Origin of the sequence: Acinetobacter sp. MF4642 (assembly GCF_002018925.1) — a bacterium.
In the GTDB taxonomy this organism is placed as follows: Bacteria; Pseudomonadota; Gammaproteobacteria; order Pseudomonadales; family Moraxellaceae; genus Acinetobacter; species Acinetobacter johnsonii.
This window is the reverse complement of the sequence record NZ_MVON01000019.1, coordinates 11,834-37,190: the sequence shown is the minus strand read 5'-3', so window position 1 is coordinate 37,190 and position 25,357 is coordinate 11,834. Positions and strand designations below refer to the sequence as shown.

Annotated in this window: 26 protein-coding genes; 3 read left to right on the top strand and 23 right to left on the bottom strand. The window is 42.3% G+C overall.

What is annotated here, in order from left to right:
- The 8 genes from MF4642_RS11185 to rpe all read right to left on the bottom strand — a co-directional run bounded on the left by MF4642_RS11185 (position 1) and on the right by rpe (position 6,208).
- Positions 1–486, bottom strand: a complete 486-nt coding sequence (locus MF4642_RS11185) for a methylated-DNA--[protein]-cysteine S-methyltransferase (protein ID WP_078426267.1) — start codon at positions 484–486, stop codon at positions 1–3.
- Positions 487–519: 33 nt separating this feature from the next.
- Complete coding sequence (sugE, locus tag MF4642_RS11180) at positions 520–837, bottom strand: quaternary ammonium compound efflux SMR transporter SugE (protein ID WP_078426266.1); 318 nt, start codon at positions 835–837, stop codon at positions 520–522.
- Between the two features lie 82 nt (positions 838–919).
- Positions 920–1,237, bottom strand: coding sequence for a quaternary ammonium compound efflux SMR transporter SugE (gene sugE, locus MF4642_RS11175; protein WP_005400191.1), 318 nt, complete (start codon positions 1,235–1,237; stop codon positions 920–922).
- 233 nt (positions 1,238–1,470) lie between these two features.
- Entirely contained in the window at positions 1,471–2,397 is a 927-nt protein-coding gene (locus tag MF4642_RS11170; RefSeq protein ID WP_078426265.1) for a copper resistance protein B, read from the bottom strand.
- On the bottom strand, positions 2,384–2,677 hold the full coding sequence (locus MF4642_RS11165; protein ID WP_078426264.1) for a hypothetical protein: 294 nt from the start codon (positions 2,675–2,677) through the stop codon (positions 2,384–2,386). Before MF4642_RS11165 ends, MF4642_RS11170 begins: the two co-directional genes overlap by 14 nt.
- Positions 2,664–4,571 (bottom strand): multicopper oxidase domain-containing protein, encoded by a 1,908-nt coding sequence (locus tag MF4642_RS11160; protein WP_078426263.1) that lies wholly within the window; start codon positions 4,569–4,571, stop codon positions 2,664–2,666. Before MF4642_RS11160 ends, MF4642_RS11165 begins: the two co-directional genes overlap by 14 nt.
- Positions 4,572–4,616: 45 nt before the next feature.
- Positions 4,617–5,090 carry a hypothetical protein gene (locus tag MF4642_RS11155; RefSeq protein WP_078426262.1) on the bottom strand — a complete coding sequence of 158 codons (474 nt, stop codon included), beginning with the start codon at positions 5,088–5,090 and terminating at the stop codon, positions 4,617–4,619.
- Positions 5,091–5,521: 431 nt separating this feature from the next.
- Positions 5,522–6,208, bottom strand: a complete 687-nt coding sequence (rpe, locus tag MF4642_RS11150) for a ribulose-phosphate 3-epimerase (RefSeq protein WP_078426261.1) — start codon at positions 6,206–6,208, stop codon at positions 5,522–5,524.
- 178 nt (positions 6,209–6,386) lie between these two features.
- Between rpe and MF4642_RS11145 the strand changes: the two genes are divergently transcribed.
- Entirely contained in the window at positions 6,387–6,662 is a 276-nt protein-coding gene (locus MF4642_RS11145) for a DUF2218 domain-containing protein (RefSeq protein ID WP_004984216.1), read from the top strand.
- A gap of 17 nt (positions 6,663–6,679) precedes the next feature.
- Here MF4642_RS11145 and MF4642_RS11140 read toward each other — a convergent pair whose 3' ends face one another.
- The 9 genes from MF4642_RS11140 to MF4642_RS11100 form a co-directional block, all read right to left on the bottom strand.
- Entirely contained in the window at positions 6,680–7,735 is a 1,056-nt protein-coding gene (locus MF4642_RS11140) for a M48 family metallopeptidase (RefSeq protein ID WP_078426260.1), read from the bottom strand.
- A gap of 10 nt (positions 7,736–7,745) precedes the next feature.
- Entirely contained in the window at positions 7,746–8,855 is a 1,110-nt protein-coding gene (locus MF4642_RS11135) for a YjgN family protein (RefSeq protein WP_058869005.1), read from the bottom strand.
- 126 nt (positions 8,856–8,981) lie between these two features.
- On the bottom strand, positions 8,982–9,818 hold the full coding sequence (gene fghA, locus MF4642_RS11130; RefSeq protein WP_078426259.1) for an S-formylglutathione hydrolase: 837 nt from the start codon (positions 9,816–9,818) through the stop codon (positions 8,982–8,984).
- A gap of 23 nt (positions 9,819–9,841) precedes the next feature.
- A complete protein-coding gene (locus MF4642_RS11125; protein ID WP_078426258.1) occupies positions 9,842–11,218 on the bottom strand; it encodes a C13 family peptidase in 1,377 nt (458 codons plus the stop codon).
- A gap of 123 nt (positions 11,219–11,341) precedes the next feature.
- Positions 11,342–12,160, bottom strand: coding sequence for a class I SAM-dependent methyltransferase (locus tag MF4642_RS11120; protein WP_078426257.1), 819 nt, complete (start codon positions 12,158–12,160; stop codon positions 11,342–11,344).
- On the bottom strand, positions 12,154–12,978 hold the full coding sequence (locus MF4642_RS11115; protein WP_078426256.1) for an undecaprenyl-diphosphate phosphatase: 825 nt from the start codon (positions 12,976–12,978) through the stop codon (positions 12,154–12,156). Before MF4642_RS11115 ends, MF4642_RS11120 begins: the two co-directional genes overlap by 7 nt.
- A 12-nt stretch (positions 12,979–12,990) precedes the next feature.
- The gene (gene tsaB, locus MF4642_RS11110) at positions 12,991–13,656 is read right to left on the bottom strand and encodes a tRNA (adenosine(37)-N6)-threonylcarbamoyltransferase complex dimerization subunit type 1 TsaB (protein ID WP_078426255.1); all 666 of its coding nucleotides are present in this window, start codon (positions 13,654–13,656) and stop codon (positions 12,991–12,993) included.
- 128 nt (positions 13,657–13,784) lie between these two features.
- Positions 13,785–14,315, bottom strand: coding sequence for a gamma carbonic anhydrase family protein (locus MF4642_RS11105; protein WP_005400205.1), 531 nt, complete (start codon positions 14,313–14,315; stop codon positions 13,785–13,787).
- Positions 14,316–14,338: 23 nt separating this feature from the next.
- Entirely contained in the window at positions 14,339–14,941 is a 603-nt protein-coding gene (locus MF4642_RS11100; protein WP_078426254.1) for an NUDIX hydrolase, read from the bottom strand.
- 123 nt (positions 14,942–15,064) lie between these two features.
- Here MF4642_RS11100 and MF4642_RS11095 point away from each other — a divergent pair, with 123 nt between their 5' ends.
- A complete protein-coding gene (locus MF4642_RS11095; protein WP_078426253.1) occupies positions 15,065–15,613 on the top strand; it encodes an NUDIX hydrolase in 549 nt (182 codons plus the stop codon).
- 59 nt (positions 15,614–15,672) lie between these two features.
- Here the strand turns inward: MF4642_RS11095 and MF4642_RS11090 are convergent, their stop codons facing one another.
- From MF4642_RS11090 to MF4642_RS11065, 6 genes are all read right to left on the bottom strand, one after another.
- Positions 15,673–17,592 carry a flagellar protein FilF gene (locus tag MF4642_RS11090; protein ID WP_078426252.1) on the bottom strand — a complete coding sequence of 640 codons (1,920 nt, stop codon included), beginning with the start codon at positions 17,590–17,592 and terminating at the stop codon, positions 15,673–15,675.
- 19 nt (positions 17,593–17,611) lie between these two features.
- The gene (gene filE, locus MF4642_RS11085) at positions 17,612–18,829 is read right to left on the bottom strand and encodes a putative pilus assembly protein FilE (RefSeq protein ID WP_078426251.1); all 1,218 of its coding nucleotides are present in this window, start codon (positions 18,827–18,829) and stop codon (positions 17,612–17,614) included.
- A gap of 29 nt (positions 18,830–18,858) precedes the next feature.
- Positions 18,859–20,523: an OmpP1/FadL family transporter gene (locus MF4642_RS11080; RefSeq protein WP_004984191.1), complete on the bottom strand. Its 1,665-nt coding sequence runs from the start codon at positions 20,521–20,523 to the stop codon at positions 18,859–18,861.
- Positions 20,524–20,535: 12 nt separating this feature from the next.
- Positions 20,536–21,693, bottom strand: a complete 1,158-nt coding sequence (locus MF4642_RS11075; RefSeq protein WP_413772808.1) for a hypothetical protein — start codon at positions 21,691–21,693, stop codon at positions 20,536–20,538.
- A gap of 47 nt (positions 21,694–21,740) precedes the next feature.
- On the bottom strand, positions 21,741–22,574 hold the full coding sequence (locus MF4642_RS11070; protein ID WP_004695004.1) for a C39 family peptidase: 834 nt from the start codon (positions 22,572–22,574) through the stop codon (positions 21,741–21,743).
- Between the two features lie 186 nt (positions 22,575–22,760).
- On the bottom strand, positions 22,761–23,729 hold the full coding sequence (locus MF4642_RS11065) for a DUF6160 family protein (protein ID WP_078426249.1): 969 nt from the start codon (positions 23,727–23,729) through the stop codon (positions 22,761–22,763).
- Between the two features lie 254 nt (positions 23,730–23,983).
- On the opposite strand from MF4642_RS11065, the gene MF4642_RS11060 reads away from it, so the two are divergent.
- Entirely contained in the window at positions 23,984–25,333 is a 1,350-nt protein-coding gene (locus MF4642_RS11060; protein WP_005400209.1) for an anthranilate synthase component I family protein, read from the top strand.
- Positions 25,334–25,357: the final 24 nt, after the last annotated feature.

Here is a 25,357-nt window from a genome sequence, read left to right as displayed (position 1 = left end):
TTAATTCGCATTTTTCTCAAGTTTCAATAAAATATCTTTATTGTCCAAACCGCCTGCAAAGCCGACCAATTTTCCATTCGCCCCCACAACCCGATGACACGGCGCAATGATTGAAATTGGATTTTTGCCATTGGCTGCACCCACTGCACGAACGGCTTTGACATTGCCAATCTGTAGCGCAATATCTTTATAGCTTCGGGTTTCACCAAACGGAATTTGTAATAACGCCTGCCAAACTTGCTTCTGAAAATCTGTCCCCGAAAAATCCAAAGGCAAATCAAAACTTTGACGTTTTGCCGCAAAATATTCGCTCAACTGTTTCTCTGTTTCCAGCAAAATCGGATGCTGATTCTGTTCGATCAGCTCAGCTAAACGTACCCGTTTTGGGTTTTCATTTTCCCACAATACGGCAACCAAGGCTTGATCATGTGCCACCAGTCTCAATACCCCGACAGGAGATGGCATATATTTAAAAAATAAGCGCATGGTTCACCACAAAAATTGTCTATGTATGCAACATTATGACGATGAAAGTTTCATCAATACAAGCCCAGAAATGATTAAAACCGCTGCGAGCATCCGCATGGCATTGGCAGGTTCACCTAAAATCAAAATACCAACCAAAAATGAACCAATCGCGCCAATCCCTGTCCAAACGGTATAGGCAGTGCCCAAAGGTAAGGTCTTCATGGCATAAGACAGCAGCACAAAACTGGCCACCATAAATATGAGGGTTAAAATACTTGGTGTCAGCTTGGTAAAACCATCCGATACTTTCATCGCATAGGCCCAAACCACTTCGAGTAAACCTGCGACAATTAAAATCACCCATGCCATACGCAATACACCTTTTATTCAGAGCAGAAACAACAAAGCTTCAAACGAAGGATCGCTTGAAGCTCTACATATTTGAATGAATTTAGCTTGATGAGAGTTTCATCAAAATCAGGCCCGATACAATCAGCACCGCAGCAAACATCCGCATAGCAGTTGCGGGTTCACCTAAAATAAAAATCCCCACCAAGAAAGATCCAATCGCACCAATCCCAGTCCAAATGGTATATGCAGTCCCTAGCGGCAATGTTCGCATTGCATAGGCCAGTAAACCAAAACTTAAAATCATGAACACAATGGTAATGATGCTGGGTGTGAGTTTGCTAAACCCTTCGGACAGCTTCATTGAATATGCCCAAACGATTTCAAACAGACCCGCAAAGATAAGAAAAACCCAAGCCATGCCACTGACTCCTCTTCACTAGAGTCAGGCCGTCCTGACGAATTTTCTCAATATGAGGGAGGTCGTTCCTCCTAAATATGCCTCAAATTATAGCAAAGAGTGCACCAAAATGAATTATTTTCACACTTAGAAATCATTAAAGTGCAAAAAAGAGTGATCTGAACCAGCAGGTCACTCTTTCAGCACAACCTTAGTGCAATCTTAGATATTCACTTTAAACCTAAACGTCCGACTTAAAACTTAAAGCGAATACCCATTCCATACTGCCAACCTTTCTCTTCGTCACTTTCAGCCTGCCAAGCCGTCGCTTCATTGCCTTTGCTATATTCATAGGCAATGTCCACATAAGGCATGACTTTTTTGCTGATTTCATAACGCGTCTCAAGACCGACAGCTGCATTACTAAGGCCTGATTTTTTGGCATATTTAGAGTCATCACTGAAAATAATATTCATATCTAAATAAGGTTTAAAAATTAGCTTTTGGGTCAGTAACAAGTCCCGCTCGGTTTCTAAACTAAACGCAGCATAGTTGTCTGCACCAGCATATATGTAGGCATCGGTTTCAAAGAAATACGGCGCTAAACCATGTAAGCCAAGCACCCCATCCACTTTTTCTTCCGTATCCCATCCCTGCTGTTCACGCTCCACTTTTTCAGCTCGGTAACGTGCACCCGCCTGTACATCCCAAAAGTCTGAAATCATACGGCTATATAGCACTTTGGTATCATACTCAGCCTTATGCGATTCCTGCTTATCTGCATGTACTTTGATAAACAACTTATTTTCATCTGTCCCGATACGGGTTTCAAACTCAGACTTTAAACCTCCATCGCCATCTTCATTCAGTAACCATTTGTTATCGACAGTGGTGACCGCATAAATTTGCGCACCGTGCTCTTTGCGGTGATCATGCGTATGTGCTGTTGAATCATGATTCATCTGTTGCACATGGTGTGCGCTAGACTGTGGAACAGCTTGAGTTGGAGTAGTCATCGCCTGATGCTGTGTATGTTGTGACATCACGGACTCAGTTGTCATGGACATATTTGCATTTGCTTCAGCAGGCATATGATGCCCTTCATGCGCCATAGCCGCAGCACTCATCAACACGAAAGAACTGCTCACTATGCATTTAGAAAAAAGATTAATGGTGTACATGATGATCTCCTTTCTGAGCCTTCGACTGTTTGCTTGGTTGAGTCTGAGCTTGCTTCTCCGATGAAGGCAGACCAACCGCATTTTTCTGTTTCAGCATCTGAGTATGCTCATCGGCACTATGCTGATGATGCTCATGTGCCATATCTTTGGACTGAACTTGGCTTGTAGATTTGGCTTTTTGTTTTTCATGCTGTGCATGAGATTCGGCAGCCATAGCAAACGAACTCAATAAGACACTAACAGCTAAAGTAAAACCTGAAAAAAGATTAGTGATGCGCATGTTCATCTCCTTTTGGTTCAGCTTGAGCAGCTGTTTTTTGCTCTTGAATTGGGGTGCTGGACACTTGACTATCACTCACATTGGCCACAATCAGTTTATTCATCATGCCTGAGCTCATGTGATACAGCAGATGACAGTGAATGGCCCATTCGCCTAACTCATCTGCGGTCAGTAAAGCAGTCACTGTTTTGCCCGGTGGCACAATCAAAGTGTGCTTATTCGGCATATCAACGGCGGCTTGTCCATTTTCCAGTTGCATAAACATACCGTGCAAATGCATCGGATGCGCCATCATACTGTCATTGATAAATTTGATCCGAATACGCTCGCCGTACTTCACTTTCAACGGTTCAGCGTCGCTAAATTTTTTCCCGTTGATGGTCCACAAATAGCGCTCCATGGTTCCACCCAAACGAATCACCAATTCGCTCGTTGCCTCACGGGTATCTTTTTGAGGCTCTAAGGATTTCAGATCGCTATATTGCAATGCCTTATCACCTTTAGGGGTAGAGGCATTCGCCCAACCATACACTGGTGTAACAGCTTTCTGTACCGAACTTGCTGTCGTATTCTGTTTCGCATGACCCATCTGTGTATGATCCATCTCAGACATGGTCTCATGATTCATCTTTGAATGATCCATACCAGCCATCGCCGCATGATTCATCTTTGAATGATCCATTGCAGGCATCGTTTCATGATTCATCTTCGAATGATCCATTTCAGGCATCACTTCATGATTCATCTTTGAGTGATCCATTTCAGGCATTGTTTCATGGTTCATCTGTGAATGATCCATACCTGAATGTTCTGAGCCGTGTCCCATATCTTCCATGGTCAACAATGAGCGTGGACGTGGCGCAGGCATATCTATGCTCTGTGCCATTGGGGTCAACTCATTGTGTAAAGTCCCAATGGCGTAGCCTGAACGATCAATAGACTCTGCTTCAATTTGATAATGCCCTGCTTTCGGCTCCACAATCACATCATAAGTTTCAGCAGTTCCAATCCGAAACTCATCCACAGGAACGGGTTTGACGGGTTGACCATCTGCACTGACCACGGTCATTTTTAAGTGAGGAATACGGATATCAAAAAATGACATGGCTGAAGCATTGATAAAACGCAACCGAACCTTCTCATTCGGCTTAAACATACCTGTCCAGTTCTGCTCAGGCGTTTTACCATTGATCAGAAAGGTATAACCCGTAACATCCGACAGATCCGTTTTTAGCATGCGCATTTGGTTCCACATGGAACGGTCTTGCCACGCGGCTTTTAAGCCATCGCGCTGTACTTGTTTCCACACGTCAGCAACGGTTTCACGTTGGTTTTGATAATACTCAGCAGAGATTTTTAAGTTTTTCTGAATTTGCTCGCTGGTCTGCTCATGGAAGTCCGATAGCATCACCACATAATCACGCTCGGCTTTTTCATGCTGAGCTAAAGGCTTTTTGTCTTTGGGATAAATAACCAATGCGCCATACAGCCCATCTTGTTCCTGTCCTTTAGAATGCGCATGGTACCAATAGGTGCCACTTTGACGCACTTTGAACTTATAGACAAATTCGCTCTTCGGCTGAATACCATTAAACCCGTTAAAACCTGGCACACCATCCATTAGCCCGGGCAAAAGCAAACCATGCCAGTGGATCGATGAATCCTGTTTTTTTAAGTTGTTTTTAACCCGAATGACCGCATCATCGCCCTCCTCAAATTCAAGCAAGGGAGCTGGAAACTGTCCGTTGACACTAATCCGCTTGAGCGACTTGCCGGTTAAATTGACGGGACTTTCATCAATCACCAATTGGTATTCTTTGACTGCGGCAAAGCTCCAAGAAGATGACATCAGACATGCCCCAAGGACGAGGCTTTGTTTAAATTGAATAGACATGACTAAATCCTAATAATTTTAAAAATAAAGTTTTAAAAATCAGGATTAGGCTTTAGGAGGACGTAGAATTTCTTGCCAATAGCCCACTAGATGTTGAGCTTGATAACGAAAATGGGGGGATGATTGTACTAAAGCGGCTTCAAGCTGAACCACTGCAAGCGGTTCAACGTCTAAAAGCGTCAGCGTCGTTTGGCAGTGATACTGTGCACACTCCTGACACTGAACTTGCTTATTTTGCAGCATATCCAAGGCATGACAATTGCTCTTCGCTGTTATGTCGGTCTGAGCTATATGCATTTGATGTCCAGAGACTGGACTCGATGATTTCGTTTGATGACAGTCGAGCATGCTTTGCCTGCCTGTTGCATGCGCAGAACTTTGCTCACTGGTTGCAGCCTGCATACTCAGCTGCATCATTTGATACATCGGCGCTGCCGAAGCTTGGGCAATACCACTCCACCCCATTACCAAGGTAATGAGTAAGACAAACCAAGAATGTGTCTTGAGCAATGAACGCACAATCAATCCTATTTAGTCAGTGAAGAATGATATTTCAACGCAACAAAACGCTCTGTGCATGTAAATGCCTGACCTTTTGTTGCTGATCCCAATCAACAGGATAAGCAAAGAATGGCTTATACACAAGATTATAAATTTAAATTCAATTACTGCGACAGTTTAGCCACTACGCACACTTAAACAATAAAGTTATTTTTTAAACAGCGCTATTTTTAAGTACAGATGAATAAAGCATCAGTAACAATCAGGCTTTCACACCATAAAAAAGGACTCAAATGAGTCCTTTTTATACATTTAACATCTAAATACTAAACCATTGCTGTGTAAACGTTTGAATATTAATCAAGTTATCCATATCGTTATCAACATAGATATCCACCAGTTTATCCATAAAGTTATCCACAGTCTGTATAGCATTTATACCTATGAGCTTAAACCTTTACCGCACCCACTTTTGCAAGCTCTGCACGCATATCATCAATCACAGCTTTATAATCTGGTTTTCCGAAAATAGCTGAACCCGCAACAAACATATCTGCACCCGCTTCTGCAATCTCGCGAATATTTGCAGGCGTCACACCACCATCCACTTCTAAGCGTATATCACGCCCTGAAGCATCAATAATTTTGCGTGCTTCACGCAGTTTGTCTAAAGTCATCGGAATAAATTTTTGACCACCGAAACCTGGGTTGACACTCATCAACAAAATTTGATCGACTTTATCGAGCACATAATCTAAATAATGTAACGGCGTTGCTGGGTTAAATACTAGACCCGCTTTTGCACCGCCTGATTTAATCAACTGTAAAGAACGGTCAATATGGTCAGAGGCTTCTGGGTGAAAGGTAATGATGTCCGCGCCGGCTTCTAGGAAGTCACCAATCATGCGATCAACAGGTTTTACCATCAAATGCACATCAATTGGGGCTTGGATGCCGTAGTTCTTGAGTGCCTTACAGATACCCGCACCAAAAGTCAGGTTTGGCACATAGTGGTTATCCATCACATCGAAGTGAACCACGTCTGCACCTGCTGCAAGTACATGTTCAACGTCTTCACCTAAACGGGCAAAGTCAGCAGAGAGAATAGATGGTGCAATTAAATAAGGCTTGGACATGCGTGTACCTGGCTTATACAAAAGGGAATAAAAGCATTATAGCAAATTCAGCTTTTGAACTGGGACTTGTGAAAAAAGAAAGCGTAAAGCTTTCTAAATTTGCAACGTAGCGTTGCAACATTCAACTTTTCATTTGACTTGAAACTGTTATGGTAAGAGATCAATCGACAAGGTAAATATGAAAAGTACTGCGGATATTGTCACGACAGATGCAGCTCGAATTGCAAAACGACTGGTAAATCACTGGAAACATAAGTTTGAAATTGAACAAGAACCCAGTAGTTTTACCATTATCATGCCTGAGGCACGAGTCCTGTTAAGCCCTCAAGCCGAACATTTACATGTCAGCATTGAGGCGAGTGAAGAGAAACTGAGTCACTTAGAGCACGTAGTCTTAGACCACCTGATCCGTATGGGACAAACGCCACTCACGGCAACATGGACACAAGTTTAAGTCAGCGGCTGAATGAATTAGTTTGATAACCGTTGCTGTTGGTTAAATTGGCGAATAGCCGCAATACGCTCTTGGGTCGCAGGGTGACTTTGGAAAAATGAACCAATGCCACCTTCCTCCTCTTCTTCAGACTTCCCTTGCGGTTGCTTTTCTTCTTCTCCGGCACGTGCATCATCTTCCATACGCGCTAAAAAGTTTGCCAAATGTAAGCTGGAGATATGGTTTTTATCCAGCACTTGCATGGCATACAAGTCTGCATCACTTTCAAAATTGCGTGAATAACTGGCACCAACCAAAGCCACGGGCAAAGTTGTAAATAAGGCTGAACTGTCCCCCGTCACAGCAATCAACAGCACACTAAAACCTAAACTGGATAAGGCTTGCTGTAGGCTATGTCGCTCGACCAAGTGCCCTTGCTCATGTGCTAAAACGCCAATAATTTCATGATCATCTTTGGCTAAATTAACCAATTCATCGGTCAGAATAATGGTGTTGTTTGGCAGCGCTAAAGCATTCGTTCCAATTTGTCCGCCTGCACGAAACAGCACTTTCGCAGGTTGTCCATTGGCAACAAGGTCTTGATAGCTTTGTATAATTTGTTTTTGACGTGCAAGAGGGATAGTCGAAGGTCCCGTCAGCTTAAACACTTGTTCTTGCGCTTCATCGCCGAGTTTATAGATGGTATCGGCAGGCAGTTGCATCGCGACATAATGTGCTGCGCTTGGAATACCCCATCTTAAAATGGCAAAGATAAAAGCGGCAACAAACACCACACTAAATAAGATGAGGCTTGGTGAGCGCTCTAATTTCCAAATCGAATGCTGTACATGCTTTTTGTTCAGCTCAAACCAGTCAGGCAACGCTTGTGGAAATTCAATCCGAGCATCATCTTTCAACTCAATCACAGGTTGAATCTGCCCCAATGCCCCAATCAACTGCATATCGGCATAGTAATAACGACGCTGCTGCTGGTTATAACAGATCAACACCGTTTCGCGATCTATCGGTGCAATCGTGGCTGGATAAGGCTTAGAAATCTGCCCATCATAAAAGGTGATGTTTTGTTCCTGCATTTAAGCCTCGTTACAGCGAAATATCGATGTCAAAAATATCACTCAGCTCTTCAGCAATGGCATTCGGGTCATCTTGAGCCAAATTGTACATACGATCTGGATCATTTTTTAGGGTTAAAGTTAATGACTCAATTTGATACTGATACAAACGCACCGCAGCCCATGCCGATAACAAACCGAGCGAGAGGATTTTTAAAATCCAGTTGGTCATCACGATCCATGCATAATGCATCTGACCACAGTCAGTTTGGAAAGGACTACGCCCCAACGTGGCTTTATTCCATGTGGTAATAAAAATACGAGCCATCATCAACGGCCAAATCATAAAAGCAGCAATCATATAAATTACCGCCACGATGATCCCAAACTGGGTTAGAGAACTGCTCCCAACTTGAAGGGTGAAGGCAACAAATAACCCTAAAACAAAGACAATTCCAATAAACAAAAATACGGGCACATACATGGCACGCATATAGTCAGGCCAATCGGCATGTAGCTCAAAACGTAACTGCCCGAGTTGTAAATTATCCAGCGTGTATTTTTTAAAATACCAAAACAGCACTGGGAAAAAGATCCCGAGGGTAAAAATGTAAATCAAAATGCCTTTCAGCGCCAAGATATAGGCTTCTTTGGTTGTGCCTGTAAAATAAAAGCGGCTATTACCAAATTTACTGTTTCTTGCACGAAAGCGAATAGTAGAACGTACCAACCACGGCACAAGTAGAAATATGATGAGGAAACCAATTAAAGAAGCTTGCCAAGATACTTGAGCCAAAGCTGAAGCGCCAAAGTACACGCCCAAAGCAATAATTCGACCAATCAGGATGCGTGTAGGTACACCCGTAAAATCAAACTTGCGGCGATAAAACACCGTATTGCCATAAAAATAGCGTAAGCGTCTAACCTTCGCCCAAGGCGCATATAAACTGAAGGTAACAATGGTCAATAAGATATTCACAATCCAAATGCCAAAGTACTCTCGGGCATTACCACGGAACTGGAAACGAAAGGTCTGTCCCAAATAGGCGTTTGGCTCATCCGTGGGAACGGCTGGTGGAGGTGGCCAGCTTGCTTCAAAAGAAGCCTCTACAGGTGGCAAAGATGCCTCTGAATTTTGCATGTATACCCTATCTATTATTTTACTGTTTTATTTTTCAAGAACAAAAAATCAATCACCCAACCATGTTAATGCCAGTGCTGGATGATTTCTAGTCAAAAATCAAGAATAAATATGACAAATCAAGATTTAAGCTTCGAGCTGTACGGCATGAAACTGCAGGTGATCATCAATAAAACTTTGAATAAAGTAATAACCATGGTCATAGCCTGCATGTTCGCGAAGCGTCAGTGGCTGGCCCGCAGCCTGACAGGCTTGCTGAAATAATGCAGGATTGAGCTGGCTATAAAACTGATCACTCAAACCCTGATCAATTAAAATATCGGCAAAATGGGCTTTTTTTGTTTGCACCAAAGCGGTTGCATCGTGTTTCAACCACTCAGCTTGATCTGAACCTAAATAGTTTGAAAACGCTTTTTCGCCCCAAGGACATTGGCTTGGTGCGCAAATCGGAGCAAATGCAGACACAGACTTAAATTTCTCAGGATATTTCAAGGCCAAGGTTAAAGCACCATGCCCGCCCATGCTGTGCCCGAAAATCCCAATACGCTCTGCTTGTACAGCAAATTGCTGAATCACTAAATCATACAACTCTTCAGCGACATAGCTTTCCATCTGGAAATGCTCGGCCCACGGCGCTTGAGTGGCATTAATATAAAAACCTGCCCCTTGCCCAATATCCCAATGATCACCTTGCGCAACCTGTTCACCGCGAGGTGAAGTATCAGGTGTTACCAAAATCAGACCTAGCTGAGCTGCTAAACGTTGTGCGTGCGCTTTAATAGCAAAGGTTTCTTCGGTACAGGTTAAACCTGCCAAATAAAATAATGTTGGACACGCTTGCCCTGCTAACGCTTGAGCGGGTAAATAAATACCAAACTTGCTCTCGCCTTGAAGGTTGATGGAATTAAATCGATAAATACGCTGTTCACCATCAAAACTACGGTTAGATTGTACTAATTCCATCAGGGTTCCTTTTTAGATCCAAATTAAGGGGTTGCAACAGCTTTAGGTGGAAACAAGCGCTGTTCAAGTTGTGGAAGCATCAGCTCCATATTTTTACCCATCGACCACTGCGGTTCAGAGGGCTCAAAGCCTTGTGCTGTTTCCCATTGGCTTACAGTTTTTTGTGCTTGGCTAAAAGCAGTTTCTATACTGTTTTGTTCACGCATTGCTTGATCAAAAAACGCCCGACCAAAATAAGTATAATCGGCTTCATTGGTACACCCAAAAGACTGGCGGTCTGCCGCCGAAGCGGTAATGATCAAAGTATTGTCATTTTGCAGTGCTGGTACAAAACTCCCAGAGAAACACGATGAAATAACAATCACACGCCAGCGAATACCCGATGCATCTAAGGTTTCACGTAACCATTTCGGGTCGACCTGAGTTAAGTCTAAAGGTGCATTTTCCATTTCGAACTGGTTCGGTAAACCATGCGAGGTCATATATAAAAATAACACATCACTTTCACGGTTCATCTGCTGTCCCATACGACGCAGCGCCATTTCAATACTGTGTTTAGAGGCAATCGGAATTTCTGTTCGTGTAGCAGGGTTATTTACCAACATCATCGAACGGCCCAACGTACCAAAACGCGTATCGAACTGTTCTTTTATTCGCTCGACTTCCGAACGGAATACATCTTGATAACTCGCTCCCGCCACCCCAAGGAAATACCAATGTGACTGGGCAAATTCGCCATATTGCACAGACTCAAGTGCTTTATTGAGTAAGCGACTTTGTGCATAGAAAGCATCTTCTGCAAAGGTTGGTGGTGTTTCTTCTACTTTCCAAATCGGCTGACTGGTCACTGACATTTGCCAAACCACAAGGGTAAACAGCGTGGCCAAGACAATCAGGGCACGCTCCCACCAAGGCCATTTCAGCTCACGCGAAAACACCCACACCACCGCCAAACTCTGCCAAACAAACAATACCATGAATACATTCGGCAAGTAGTCGTAGAAGAAATACGGCAGGACATCAATCATGCCCAAATATTGGATAAAACTTTGTAATAACGCGATATGCGTATCCAACACCAACCAGAGCAGTGCTGGTACCAACATCAAACGCGGATTATTCACCCGTTGAGACAGAAAAATCCCGACAATCAGGGCAATGAAAGGCCAAAGTGCGTAACTGACCAAACCTTGTGGGTTAAAGTCACCGATCTCTCCTGCGCTCAACCAGCTAAATAAAGTATTGGCTGAGCCACCTAAAATCCCCCAGAAGATGAGCTGCATAATCGAAGGATGGACAATTTGCAAAGAACGTCGTGAACCTAGAAACAACCACATCCCCGCAGTTTGGTTGCTTTTAAAATCATGCCAAAAGTTGATGGAGGGTTTGAAGTCGATCATAAGATTCTAATTAAATTGTGACTTGCGTAGGGACACACTAAGTTTATGCTTGATCAGCATTTTATCAATGATGTTTTTAACTATATAACAAATCTTTGCATACTTTTGAAGCAATCTTCCACTTCAGTCTAAGCGTTCATGCTGAAAATAGGCATCAAAACGGCATGCATCACCCAGCCACTGATGGGTGGTTTCTTGATTTGCCAAAAATACGGCCAAGCGAGGACGTTTGACCACCACCCGTTTTGCCACTTTTTGCGCCAAGCCAAGCAGATGATCACCCAAATCCATTTCACCATCTTCAGGCAGTAACATATGTAAAAGCTGCATTTGCTTTTTTACTTGCGCCTGTTTTTTCACCACTTGCTGATTTTGATCACGTTGTGGAAACATCGGATCTAGATAAACCACATCAACCGTATTGCCCTGCTCTGCTTGTTGCTGCAAATACTGTGCGGAATCTGAAAAAACCAAGTCAATTCGAGTCACCACAGGATTTAAAAATGCATCCTGCAAAGCCTGTTCCTTACTTGACTCTAACAGGGTGAATAAAATGGGATGGCGTTCGACCAAAGTGACATTGGCACCCAAATATGCCATGAGCAGTGAGTCATGCCCAAGCCCTGCTGTTGCATCAATGAGCTTAGGTTTTTCAGTCAAGTGGCAAGCACGAGCAATCATTTCGGACTTTAACGACGCACGCTTTAAACGTGGAACTTCAGCTTTCCAATCCGGCTGCATTTTCATGCCATTGGCACAAAGCCAAAGCCCTTCCGCATCGGCGCACAAACCCAGTTCAGGATGAAAACGTAAGAAACGTGCATTTAACTTTTCGGCGACTTCGATGCTGACCTCGACACCACGAGAAAAAAGCACAGCAACATAGTGCTGTGCTTTTTCTAAATGCTCTTGTTCCACATATAAGCGCATTGGGCTTACCATAACTTCCAACCCGTAAAGACAAACAATAGAATCACTAAGCCTGAAGCGATGCGATACCATGCAAAAATCATGAAATCACGCTTCGCCACATAAGCGACTAAAGCACGAATCAACAGTAAAGCCGAGATAAAAGAAACAATAATGCCTGTTGCCAATACGATCCAATCTTGTTGTCCGTCAAACACATGCGCACTTTGGTACAAATCTAACAGACCCGCACCAATAATTACAGGAATACCCAAGAAGAATGAAAACTCAGTCGCCGCTTTACGCGATACACCTAAGAACATCGCGCCAATAATGGTTGCCCCCGAACGTGATGTCCCTGGAATTAAAGACAATACTTGAATCAGACCAATCCAAATCGCATCTTTCACACTCAGGTCTTCAACTTCATGGACGCGCTCTTGTGGCGGATGCTTTTCAATCCAAATAATAATCAAACCACCCACAATCAAACCAATGGCAATGGCAATATCATTAAATAAAAGCTCTTTCACCGTTTGACCAAATGTCAGACCAATCAGCACAATAGGAATCGACGCTAAAATTAGCCCAATCCCGAGACGGCGACCTTGGGGTTCACCACTAAAAATCCCTGTTGCTGCTCCCCACAAACGTGCCCAATATTCATAAATGACGGCTGCAATTGCCCCCATTTGAATAGCGATCACAAAGACATCACTTTTTTCTTTGGTCCAGAAATTCATGAGTTCTGAAGCTAAAATTAAATGTCCAGTACTCGAAATGGGTAAGAATTCAGTAATACCTTCAACAATACCCATAATTGCCGCTTTGAGCAGCAGTAAAAGATCCATAAAAAACCCTAATTATGCTTTGCCCTGTTCCGGGATTTTTTTCCAAGCGTTATCACGTAAATAAACTGGAAGTGCAAGTTCAGCACTCACCCAGTGTTGTTGCTGTGCATTCTTGCGCGCAATTGTGGCAATATCTTGCGCGGTTGCACTTAAATCTTTGTATTGTATTTGTGATGGGTCAATTAAGGTTGCGCCTGAACCAACTAAAATAAACGGTGTACATTCAGTAGCCGCGGCATAGCTTAAAAGCTGCTCTTCATCAACTGCTTGCATGATGCCATCTGCATCTAATTGAAAACTTGCAATATAGACTTCACTCATACGAGCGTCTAAAACTGCGGTGACTATGGTTAGACCATGCACGCGATGTGCGGCTTGTGCGAGCGCTTGTAAGGTTGAAACAGGAACCACAGGCAAATCATTCGACCATGCCAAAGCTTGAGTCACAGCAGCATTAATACGAACGCCGCTAAAAGAACCAGGACCACGGCTAAAAGCGATACAAGACAAATCTTCTGTCTTAATATCCAACTGTAAAAACCCTTGTTCAATCATTGGGAGAATCGTTTGCGTTTGTGCTTTTGCGCGCGTATCCAATTGGAAAAAAAGTTCTTGATTTTCATCTACAATAGAGACGGAACACTGCTCATTTGCAGATTCCAATGCCAGCACTTTCATGCACAACCTTAATGATTTAATCTATAAAAACGTGGCTATGATACTCCACTCAAAAGCACTAGGCGAGATGTTCTCAGAACAGAACTAAAAAAGCCTAGAGAAATCTAGGCTGAATGGGAAAAATAAGCTTATAACTGTGCCGGCTCTAAATCGATAAATTGTTTAAAGTGTTCTGCATAATGCAGTGCACTCATTTTCAAACGAGCCTCAGCCGTTTCATCCAAAGTTTTGACCACTTTACCCGGTGAGCCCATAACTAGAGAATTATCTGGAATGACTTTCCCTTCAGGAATCAGCGCATTCGCGCCAATAATACAATTTTTACCAATCACGGCATTGTTTAAAACTACGGCATTAATCCCAATCAGACTATTATCTCCCACAGTGCAACCATGCAACATGGCTTGATGCCCAATCGTGACATAATTGCCAATATTCATTTCAATCCCAGCATCGGTATGTAAAACCGCATTTTCCTGAATATTGGTAAAGTCACCTAAACGAATTTTGCAATTGTCTGCACGTACGACCACCCCAAACCAAATACTAACCTGTTGCCCCAATTCGACTTGACCGATCACTGTGGCATTTTCCGCAATCCAACCATTCCATGGTTGATGCATTGCTTGTGGGGAATGACCTTTAAATTTGTACAACATATTTTTTCCTTAAAATACTCAACTTACTTTGGGAACCGAAAAGTCGGTGAATTGACTAAAAATGGCCACTCTTTATGGTAGCCCAAACCATATTGAAATAATGCAACCAACATCCGTGCTGTCAGCCCCCAAACAATTTCATTTTCCACCCGCATACTGGGAAAATAGAGAGATTGATGGGCAAAACGAACTTCATAAGGCACCGCAGGTACTTCCATCAGCTGTTTAAGTGACGCAAAGAAAATACGATCAATTTCTGTCGGCTGGGCAACCAGTTCAACTTCAGGCGGAATCAGCCCGACCACAGGTTTGACCAACATGCCATTACGCGCCTTTTGCATTGGCAAATCACCGAGCAGCTGTACGTCAAAAGGATTCAATGCAGTTTCTTCATAGGCTTCACGCAAGGCAACCACGATATTACTGGTATCTTGCGGATCTCTTTTTCCGCCAGGAAAAGACACTTCGCCAGCATGATTAGATAAATAAACAGAGCGGCGGGTCAGTAAAACTTTGGGATCGGCTTCATTGGTGATCGCGATTAACACAGCTGCATCTGCCGATTTAATTTTGCTTGAAAACCGTAACTGTTGCTGCAGTATGCGTGTTAATGAATGTTCATCCATTGAACGTCGTCCCCATCATTCTTTTTTTCATCATAGCTGAATTTGATGCTGAAAAAAGAGAAATGATGCCAAAATTTAATTTTTAAGTTATGCTGAGTCTGAACTTTATCATTGATGATGAATATGGACTTTTGCAGCAATTGCGGACAAAAAACAACAGAACAAATCCCTCTTGGCGACCATCAACTGCGTCGTGTTTGCACCTCTTGTAGTTCTATTCATTATGTGAACCCTAAAGTGATTTGTGGTGCACTCGCACTTTGGGAAAATAAAGTATTGTTATGCCGCCGCGCTATTGAACCGCGTTATGGGCTATGGACTTTACCAGCAGGTTACATGGAATTGTTTGAAACCATGGAACAAGGTGCTGCACGAGAAACCCGTGAAGAAGCTGAAGCGGAAGTTGAAATTGAACAGCTATATTGCATGTACAATATTCCGCGTATTGGTCAAATTTATGCGCTCTTTAAAGCGAACTTAGTGGATGGGAAATTCGGTGCTGGCGAAGAAAGCATCGAATGTCGTTTATTTGAAGAAGATGAAATTCCTTGGTCAGAACTGGCTTTCCCTAGTGTCGAACATACCTTACGTCACTATTTTGCCGACCGTAAAAGTAATCAATTTAATCTTCATCTCGAAACCCTAGGTACACGCTTAGATCATACAGGTTAATGTTGCCTAATATCAAAAAAAGCCCATCGATGATGGGCTTTTTTGTGTTTACAACGATATTATTTTGCTAACACTTTATAGCAATCAGCAATTTCAATTGAAACTTCGCCTTCACGGAAGTCCGCGGCTGCTCGATTGGCGATGCTATTTTTTTCATAGTAGTTATTCAAATACGCTTTATAGATATTGGTCCACTTTACCCCTGCACCAGAAAAATCACTGAGGGAAATATAAGCACTTTCATTTACATTGGCAGACAATAAATTACCAAGATTAACGCGCGCCCCACCAATTACTGTAGAGGTCTGTTTTCCTTCACTATTCACATCACTCACAATATTGGTATTTGCACCAATAACTGCGCCATCAATTTTATCAAAGATAGGATTTGCCAAGAGGATACGGAAGGTTACAGCTTTATTTGAAGTATCTGTCGCACCCAGTGTTCCAATTCGGTACTGTACTTGATTGTTATCTGTCGTTAAGGTTGCACCCGTTGTTAGTAGCGGTGTACACGCCGTCGTTTTATTACTAGCGGACTGCATATCAGTACGAATATCTCCCGACTCATCAATTGCAATACCTAAGGCTACGCTATCACTAGAGTTTTTTGCCTTAAAAATTAAGTTGGCATACAGTGGAAAAATATACTTCTGCCCAGCCGCTACATTGCTCTTCGACTTAAATACATCATTATCTAAATAGCCAATTGGAAAAATTTTAAAGGCATCAAATGAACCTTTGAAGGTATCTGTGCCATAGTTTTGCTGCCATAAACCATAGGATGATGGGCTAGCATTCGGATCCTTGGTTAATTGTTTATAAAATTTTTCCGTCCCTGCAATCAAATAATCATTAAACAGTTTGCCTTGGGTAATGGTGAAATCATCCGAATTTGGATCTGTCAGATTAAACTTAAACGGTTGCTGAATACTTTTGGTCAAGGGATTAATCCAAGACGTTTGCGCTAAAGCATTCATTTTGGCAGGTTCAATATTTTTCAGTAAATCGACCGTCACACTGGTTGCCAAATCACTGCCTAATTGTTCTTTTAATGGCCCACGCCACTGTACACCTGAACCAAAGGTATAACCTTGTCGATCCGTTAAAATAATAAAGCTTCCAATTAAATGACGAAGATTAGCAGGACTGGTCTTACAGTCTGTAGCATTACAACCATATAAGCCTTGTGGTAAACCAATCCCTGTCTTGTCCGATAGGGCATTTGCAAAAATCGGGAAGTCAGCTTGGTAGGTGGCAGAGTTATTCATGAGCACCAATGTTTGGACCACTTTAAAAGCATCCTCATTGCTGACTTGGCTGACATCAATCCATGGTCGGATTTTATCGACATACGCTCCTGAGGCATAATCTTCAGCACTAATTGATGCCAAGAGGAGTGATAAGTCTGCTTTTTTAGAGGCTAAAATACCAAAGGGTTGTACATCCCCAACCACCCCAGCACCACGCTCTAGACCTAAAGCTTGAAAAATTTTCGCCAAAGCCATCGCAATTTTTACGGTCTTATCGTTTGGACTCAAACTGGTTGCAGCCGTTCCACCATTTAACCCTTTTGCCATATCTAAAATACTAAGGCGTGGTAGTGAGGCTGAAACCGTACTCACATTGCCAATTTCAGACAAAGGAACTGTACCGAGTTCGACTTGTTTATCCGAACTTCCAGTCAACAAGAAGTGAATTTTGTCCCCTTCAGAGCACCGACCTGTTGCCGCATTGGTTTTCGGCTCCATCAGAGTCATATACGTATTATCGGGGTCGCTACTACAGACAAAGTTAATCCCATCCACTGGATAATCCAAGGCAAACTCAACACAGTTTTTATCTTTCAGCAAACAGCTTCCGTTGACAGAATTCACTTGATTCGGCTCTGGATTCACATTGGCACTTTCTCCACCACAACCAGCTAAGGCAACAACCAATGTCGACAAGGTAAATGGCCATAAAATTTGTTTTTTCATTTTCATACTCTATTTATTTTTAGCGAATTGCGATTAATTTTAACTGACCGTGATTGGTTAGAACTTTATGTTCGACATCTACAGCGGAAGAAAGTGGTGTTAACAATAAATAATGACTTTGCTCAGGTACATGTAAAATACCTGCGATCATTTCATGCGATAGCATGGAGGGTGAGTTTTCATCATTTTTAAACCCTCCTACCCCTTCAAGCACACAAGCATTCTGGTCTAAGAACACAGCAAAAGGCCAATAAAATGTGGGATCATTTTTTGTAGATGCATACGAATTTAATTGAATATTTTGAATATTGCTGTCCACTTTGATGATTTCAAATTCAAAATTTTCTTTTATCGGCTTTTTCGGCCAAACATTAATATCGTGATTGGCTTGTAAGCTTTTTGCTTTTTTCAGCTTTTTATCCTTAAAACAAGTTTGTCCTAAGCTAGCGATCGTGTCTTGTTGTGACATTCTGTAATAAGTCGATGCTAAGGCAATCGGTGCTAAATTGTCTTTTTGCTTTGGTTTAAACATAGCGTTAAGGACAGATTTACTCACTCCTTTTTCTCGCTCAATGACCTGAAAGCGAGTCGCTCCAGTTTTATGATCAATCACCCCTTCAGGCATGGTATAAAAACGGCGTTTGCCTTCTAAGTTAAATTCACGGTCTTCTAAATATTCGTTGCGAACGTAATCAGTTCCATCCATTTGACTAAACATGTTTGAGGATGCATCTGGTTTTTCTGCACTTACCGAATCCGTATGCGTTATGCTTTGAGGCGTTGATGCAGGCTTAATGGTTTGAGCACGACGCACTGGGGCTTGCGGGATCTGCTGAGTGGTTTCAATCACTTTTTGTTGAACCAGCACCTTGTTTTCAGTTTTGCTTAATGGACGCTCAGCCTGAATCACTGTAGAAGAAGTGACTTGCTTCTCAGCAGAAAGTTTCTTTTTTGGCGCAGGCTTTGTATCTGGTAAATGTGCCTTCATTTCGGTTACAGGCTGTATCGGCTGTGGTGCAAATTCCTGAGCGGGCATTAGTACTGCTACTCTGACCTCAGAGACTTCACGCGTTCCCTTTTCTTCCTGCTTACGACCCTGTTTCACTTGCTTTTCTGGGGACTCACTGGCTTTGCCTTGTACCACCATCGGTCTACCATCTGGACCAATAATCGTAAAAAACTCTCCCGCAAAACTTGCACTCGAAATCCAACCCAATAAGCATAGTGATGAGGGCAATAAAATCCTTTTTATTGTATTCAATGTGCTTACCACCGTGTTCTATAGTTCAACCCTAAAATCGTAATGGTTGTATCTGTTTTTACATTTAAACCGGCATACGGGTTTAATAAAATATTATTTACCCCAGTTTGGTTCGCTAAGCTACTAGAATTTGCAGGAATTTTATCTCGGCTTTGCAAAAAACCAATCGATAGATCTAAATCAGTATCTGCATCAAAACGATAACCAACACCCAAACCAAACAAGCGTGCATTGTTAATCGGCACCATCGTGTTCCGTTTATCATCAGGTATCGCACTGGTCCGTGGCTCATAGCCTGCACGGAGTTTTAAACGATCTGTTGCTGAATATTCAATCCCAATACCGTAGTTCCATGGTGACTCAAATGCCAAAGGCAAAGCCAAACTACTATCGGAGATATTGGCTGAAAGCAATTTTGCAATTTTGAGCGCCGAAACTTGACGGTCAAATTCAAATTTAAATTTGTCCCATGCTTTATAGTCGGTCCATCCCACATCAACATTGACTTGTAAATCGGGTAAAAGTTTATATTTAATCCCTGCTTGGAAATGTGCTGGATATTCTAAATCCATTGATACCAGACCCGACTCACTGGCTGGCACAGAACTTGGAAAACCTAAAACAGCAGCCAGAATCTGCCCTGTTGGGGAGGACATCAACCCCTTAATGAGTTCTTGTGGTGCTTTAGCATTGTCTATGTGATATTTACCTTTCATCCGCATTTTTGCGGCACTTTGGTAGACCACACCAAAACTAAAATCTTCTGTCGGCTCCCATAGTACACCTAAGTTATAGCTTGGACTCAGAGACTGTTCTGCTGAAAGTTCGAGTTGGCCAAAACGCCCAAAGGGATTCATTCCCTCTTCAGCATTACACATTCCCAGCAAGAGAATGTCGGTAATCACATCAGAGTTTTCTTTGAACGGGGTACAAACGACATCATCAATCATACGCAGCATCCCAATCAACTCATTGGGGAAACGTAAATCATTTTTTAATGCCAAAGCTTGATAAGACATCCCAATTGAACCACCAATGGAAAGCTGATCATTGATTTGGTAGGCCATGGACGGTGATAAATAGGTGATCCGTTCTAGCGCAACTTGTTGTCCCATAAAGTTACCGGGATTGCCATCTTCCGCACCGAATCCTGCAATTAATGGCGCATACATGGCAGTTGCAAATGTCATTTTAGAGCCAGGCGGATTATATGCTATACCTGCAGTCGGCGCAGCCACGGGCATACCTTTACCCAAGTCCACCATTTTCTTTAAACCAGGGACATATAAGCTCGGGTATTCAACATCACCGCGGACGGGCCCTTTAAAGTCGGTACAGATATCGGCATCCACTTCAGGCCCATCATTACAAACAATTGGGTCATCTGAATAGCCAAATACGTTATAACCTGCGGGAACAGAGAACTCACGCTCGATATTAAAATCAGCGAGAATACCCTGCACATCCGTTTGTAAGCCTTCAATTTTGGTCAGTGCTGCTGGGTTAAAGTGAATAGCACTGATTCCAGGTGGATCAGCAGTGACTGCATTGCCCATAGCCAAAGAGCGAATATCAACTGATAAGTTTTGCCCTAATGCAGCAAAGGTAACACTAGAATAGCCCGTTAATAATATGGCAGACACCAAAGGGCTAAGTCGGATATTTTTCATACGACTCCCCTATTATTTAAGCTTTTTTCCAAAACCAAGAATATCTAACGGGAAAGACAACCCTAATGACACATCAGGTGCATCTTCTGTTAAACCAAGGCCAACCGTCCCATTCACAATCGTTTCCGGTGAGACGCGTACACCTAAAGAAATCGCAAAAGTTGAACTGGTTTGATCTGCTGGAGAGTAGCTTTCACCCGAGCTATAAGTAAATTCAGCCCCAGTATTGAAACTTTGTTGATATGACATTGTCATTGAAACATCATAATTAAAGGAGTAAGCAAAGCCAAAGGCAAAACCACCACTAATCCCTGGTTCAAACGCTTCAATCACACGGCTACCACGGCGCTGATCTAAGCCCGATTCTTTGAAACCATAGTTCGCAGAGACCGATGCAAACAGCACCACGGGATCAATATATTTACGCGTACTTGCCCCAACACCTGCTGAATAATACCCCTTGCCTGTTGCTAAGTCTGAAGTGGCATTAATTTCATAAGGACTATCCCCAGTTTTAGTAGATACGTTACCAAATAAAATTAAAGGCAAACGGCCAGCTTTGAGTGGAAACGGTTCCCAACGTGCACCAAAGGAAATGTCCCCAAGACCCGCTGTAGATGTGTCTTTTAATAAGTCTGTTTTGGCAACTAAAGGCAATGATGCTGTTAAGGTTAAGTTATCTCTTAAACCATACTGTGCCGTAAAGGTATTGGTTAGACTGTGCGTTGCATTTTCTTGTACTCGTAGTTGATAAAGCTGGCCTTGTGCCATCTCTAAATCAAGTTGAGTATCTCGGTAGTAGGTATAATCGATGTCGTAGTAAGATGAAATCTCACCTTGTTTAATTAATGAATACTGACGTTCATTTGAGGTAAAAACTTCTTCTAAGTTGGTCTCTTTAGTTGCATCACCCTCTTGCTGTTGCAACGCAGAAGACGCTGCTTGCTCAACACTTCCAGTGTTTACAGATACTGACTTTTCTTGTGGTGCAGGCACTGTAGGTTGATCCGACCCAACTTGATCTTGTGCTTGCTCAGTAGCTTGTTCTATCTCAATGGTTTCACCGACTGTTTCGTATCCTCCTAAGCTCGGTTCTTCCGCAGCATAGGCCACCCCAAGAATCATCTGCACACTCACTGCGAGCAGTGTTTTATTCATCCATGTCTTCATCATTGTCCTTACCTACACCATTGTTCTTGTTTTATTTTTTTCACACTTTATTTGTTTTTATAATAAAGCCTGAGAAAATTGTACGTCGGCTGTCCATAGTATTCCGACTCTTTATTTTTATTACGCTCTAGGCGAATTGTAGATGCACGATCGGCTATTTTTTCCATATAGTGTTGCGGATATTGAATATCGACGAGTGCATAACGATTGACCGTAGCATCATCTACATGTCGCAGATCGGCTTCCTGTAAAGCCAACATATTTTTACGCATTTCAGTCGGAACATTAATTAAAAACAACGTGTTATTTTCCCAAACATCCTTGAAACGTTGTTCATCAAAACTAATATTTCCTAAGGCAGGATCAGCAACATAGACCCGTCCATCTTTATAGCCCTTATACACCACAAAATGTTTAAAACCAGCATAGGAGATTGGAACAATGGCAGGTTGACCTTGCTTAACCAAATCTTCAAATTCCCCCTTGTAGCCTCCACTTTCTAAACCAAGTGCAGTCACAAAGCGTTTCATGTCCAATAAAGAAAAACTACGACGCTCAATAATTCGCTCATATTCGCCATAGCGAAGCAAGCCATCCATGGTTTGTTGTTCTGTAAGTTGAGCACCGACATAGCCATTGATTAAGGTGGTCAGTGCTGCTGAACCACAACTATAGTCATAAGCTTGACGCACAATGCCTCGAAATTGGTCTTCTACAGCGGGGTTAATTAGGACAGGTTCATGATGCATTCTGGTAAAAGATGCATTTCGAGAGTCTAAAACTTCAGTATAGTAAACCGCTTCCGCTGGTTTTTTCTTAATATCAAAGGCTTCGGTGGCAAAGTAATACATCATTGCTGAGCCCAATGCGATCTCTAACATAGCTTTTTACTTTTTTTAATAATATAGGCATCCCGCCCATTTTTTGTTTTTAGAGTTAATACTCTATATCCATACATTCAAGAAGATACTGTGTTTTATCTAAAAAAAATAGTCTTTTTTGCATTTTTTATGAATATATTTTAGAAAAAAAGCGCGTGAATTCACGCGCTTTCTTAAAGTCTAATTTTAGTGACCAGAAATGGTAATCACAGCACCTGGCATGTATACACCAGCAGCTGGGCTAAAGTAAGTTTGCATACCTTGAACCTCTACATCACCAATGGATGCAGCATTACGGCTACCCAAATGTACACCTTTAACATAAGTGTCGTGCGCGCCACTTGTGCTAATCATACGAATATAGCCCTTATTCGCACCCTCTTCACCAATCACACTAATTTTTTGATTCAGTGTTAAATCTAGAGAATTTGCATCTGCAACTTTAATGCTTTCAACAAAGATTTCGCCTGCAGCACGCGTTGCTGTTTTAGTTGAGTTATCTAAGATACCGAGATCTTTAATTTCTAAACCACCAACCATAGTCGCGCTTAATTGGATCATTGCGCCTTGCGGTGCAGCACCTAGTTGGATGTTTGCAGACATTGGACCTGTTTTCAGTGATAAACCACTTAAAATCGGATTCACCGTACCTGTACCACCACGACGGATAGATGTTGCACCAGTTGCAGGCATATCAGCTGAAGCCACGACACCAATTTGACCAATATTAATATCTAGACCTGAAACTTGAGCTGCAATGTTAATAAATGCATTACCACCGTTTGCATCTGTGTCAATTTTCAAGTCAGCTAAGTTACGAGAAGGAAGTAAATATGCCCCAGCATTATCATAGTTTGCACCAATGACAATACCGTTAACTTTATTTACATGCGCTGTACCATCAGCATTATCTTTCCCATTACCTTGAATAACGATAGCACCAGCCGTGGCAGTACCGCCATTTGCAACAGCTAAACCATCATTATCATGAACAAAAACCTTACCAATTTCGATTTTAGAAATACCGATACCGATATTTAGACCATCTTGACCTGTAGCGGCACTGAGCGAAGCGTCATCCATTGCTTGCATTGCCATCGCATTTGCACTGATTGCCATTGAAGAAACTAAAGCAAGTTTAGTAATAATTTTCATCTTGTTCCTCTCCTAAGAGCTTTATTTTTGTGATACCAATCACTCGATGTTAACTACTGCTTTTTTTATTTTGACCCAGTATTAACATCTATCCTTGAGTGACTTCATTGCCTGAACTAAGTTATATGCGAGTGATTTTTTGATCAACTGCTGTTGGTCGCAATCCATAGCTTACCGATAAACGGTATTTCCTCTATGCGTACACGTACAATGAGGTAAAATAGCCTGAATTTTTTAATCCTATTTGCGTCAGCATGACTCTAAGCCAATCATTTAAAAAGATAATTTGTGATTCAAGCCTCTCTGTATCTCATATACTACAGGCATTGAATGAGCTCACACAGTTAGTCTATTTACAAAATGTCGATGCACCTGTCATTGCTTTTTTACCCGAGCGTTATCAAGTTTTTCAAAAAAACCAGCACTTTTTCTTTCAACGCACTCAGGATTTTTGTTACATCCACGATGACAAAGAAATAGACATTTCCAGTAATATTCAGCCAAACTCAGAACAAAAAGAAGCATCTTTTAGTGGCGGACTCATTGGATTCGTCAGTTATGATTATGCCGCCCAGCAACACGTTCCTGTTCAAATTAAGCCACAGCCAAGCCTATTTTTAGGTTTATACAGCAGTTATCTACAATGGACTGATGCAGGCTGGCTATTTTGCAGTAGTGATTCACAAGCTGAACACATTTATCGCAAAATTGAATCGTATTTATTCCAGCCATCGGCCTTAAGCCATCCACTCCAACTCGCATCGATCTGCCAAGCACGCTGGACTAAAACCGAATACAAACAAGCCTTTCAGCAAGTACAGGAATACATCAAAGCTGGGGATTGCTATCAAATCAATCTGACACAAGAGTTCACAGCCAAGGCACATGGTCGACTCCTAAGTGCAGTCGAAGCATTTTGGCAATTGACCGATGCACCTTACTCGGGGTATCTCCGTATCGATGATTTTGAACTCTTAAGTTGTTCACCCGAGTTGTTTATTGATTTTCAAGCTCATCGAAAAATCATTACCAAGCCGATTAAAGGCACCATGCCGCGCTTTGCAGATCCAGTCTTAGATGAACAATCTAAACAACGCTTAATGGCTTCGGAAAAAGACCAAGCTGAAAATGTGATGATTGTCGATCTACTGCGTAATGACTTGAGCGTTTACGCAGAAACGGGCTCAGTCAAAACACCTAAACTGTTTAATATTGAAAGCTTTAAGCAAGTCCATCATATGGTCAGCGAAGTCGAAGCAACACTTAAAGCAGAAGTTCATCCCTTTCATGTGCTGCTCTCTGCTCTACCTGGCGGGTCTATTACAGGTGCACCTAAAATTCGAGCAATGCAGATTATTGAAGAACTCGAAGGTGCACCACGTGGAGCGTACTGTGGCTCAATGGGTTATTTTAATTTCGATGGTACTGGTTCTTGGAACATTCTGATTCGTTCCATTCAAAAATTCCAAGATGAGGTTTCACTTTGGGCTGGCGGTGGAATTACCATTGCATCAGAGTGTGAAGCTGAATACCAAGAATGCTTTGACAAGGTCTCAGCACTGCTTAATTTACTCAATACTTTTGTGCAAACGGACGCTGAATAACCACCAAAATAAAAAAGTGAACCT

What these genes read in the sequence shown, in the direction of transcription:
- MF4642_RS11135 (WP_058869005.1), bottom strand. Translation starts at nt 8,855, where the DNA reads ATGCAAAATTCAGAGGCATCTTTGCCACCTGTAGAGGCTTCTTTTGAA.
- fghA (WP_078426259.1), bottom strand. Translation starts at nt 9,818, where the DNA reads ATGGAATTAGTACAATCTAACCGTAGTTTTGATGGTGAACAGCGTATT.
- sugE (WP_078426266.1), bottom strand. Translation starts at nt 837, where the DNA reads ATGGCATGGGTGATTTTAATTGTCGCAGGTTTACTCGAAGTGGTTTGG.
- MF4642_RS11165 (WP_078426264.1), bottom strand. Translation starts at nt 2,677, where the DNA reads ATGCGCATCACTAATCTTTTTTCAGGTTTTACTTTAGCTGTTAGTGTC.
- MF4642_RS11075 (WP_413772808.1), bottom strand. Translation starts at nt 21,693, where the DNA reads ATGAAGACATGGATGAATAAAACACTGCTCGCAGTGAGTGTGCAGATG.
- MF4642_RS11115 (WP_078426256.1), bottom strand. Translation starts at nt 12,978, where the DNA reads ATGGATCTTTTACTGCTGCTCAAAGCGGCAATTATGGGTATTGTTGAA.
- MF4642_RS11070 (WP_004695004.1), bottom strand. Translation starts at nt 22,574, where the DNA reads ATGTTAGAGATCGCATTGGGCTCAGCAATGATGTATTACTTTGCCACC.
- rpe (WP_078426261.1), bottom strand. Translation starts at nt 6,208, where the DNA reads ATGTCCAAGCCTTATTTAATTGCACCATCTATTCTCTCTGCTGACTTT.
- MF4642_RS11090 (WP_078426252.1), bottom strand. Translation starts at nt 17,592, where the DNA reads ATGAAAAAACAAATTTTATGGCCATTTACCTTGTCGACATTGGTTGTT.
- MF4642_RS11080 (WP_004984191.1), bottom strand. Translation starts at nt 20,523, where the DNA reads ATGAAAAATATCCGACTTAGCCCTTTGGTGTCTGCCATATTATTAACG.
- MF4642_RS11065 (WP_078426249.1), bottom strand. Translation starts at nt 23,729, where the DNA reads ATGAAAATTATTACTAAACTTGCTTTAGTTTCTTCAATGGCAATCAGT.
- sugE (WP_005400191.1), bottom strand. Translation starts at nt 1,237, where the DNA reads ATGGCTTGGGTTTTTCTTATCTTTGCGGGTCTGTTTGAAATCGTTTGG.
- MF4642_RS11125 (WP_078426258.1), bottom strand. Translation starts at nt 11,218, where the DNA reads ATGATCGACTTCAAACCCTCCATCAACTTTTGGCATGATTTTAAAAGC.
- MF4642_RS11060 (WP_005400209.1), top strand. Translation starts at nt 23,984, where the DNA reads ATGACTCTAAGCCAATCATTTAAAAAGATAATTTGTGATTCAAGCCTC.
- MF4642_RS11170 (WP_078426265.1), bottom strand. Translation starts at nt 2,397, where the DNA reads ATGTACACCATTAATCTTTTTTCTAAATGCATAGTGAGCAGTTCTTTC.
- MF4642_RS11095 (WP_078426253.1), top strand. Translation starts at nt 15,065, where the DNA reads ATGGACTTTTGCAGCAATTGCGGACAAAAAACAACAGAACAAATCCCT.
- MF4642_RS11160 (WP_078426263.1), bottom strand. Translation starts at nt 4,571, where the DNA reads ATGTCTATTCAATTTAAACAAAGCCTCGTCCTTGGGGCATGTCTGATG.
- MF4642_RS11140 (WP_078426260.1), bottom strand. Translation starts at nt 7,735, where the DNA reads ATGCAGGAACAAAACATCACCTTTTATGATGGGCAGATTTCTAAGCCT.
- MF4642_RS11145 (WP_004984216.1), top strand. Translation starts at nt 6,387, where the DNA reads ATGAAAAGTACTGCGGATATTGTCACGACAGATGCAGCTCGAATTGCA.
- MF4642_RS11105 (WP_005400205.1), bottom strand. Translation starts at nt 14,315, where the DNA reads ATGTTGTACAAATTTAAAGGTCATTCCCCACAAGCAATGCATCAACCA.
- MF4642_RS11100 (WP_078426254.1), bottom strand. Translation starts at nt 14,941, where the DNA reads ATGGATGAACATTCATTAACACGCATACTGCAGCAACAGTTACGGTTT.
- tsaB (WP_078426255.1), bottom strand. Translation starts at nt 13,656, where the DNA reads ATGAAAGTGCTGGCATTGGAATCTGCAAATGAGCAGTGTTCCGTCTCT.
- MF4642_RS11120 (WP_078426257.1), bottom strand. Translation starts at nt 12,160, where the DNA reads ATGGTAAGCCCAATGCGCTTATATGTGGAACAAGAGCATTTAGAAAAA.
- MF4642_RS11185 (WP_078426267.1), bottom strand. Translation starts at nt 486, where the DNA reads ATGCGCTTATTTTTTAAATATATGCCATCTCCTGTCGGGGTATTGAGA.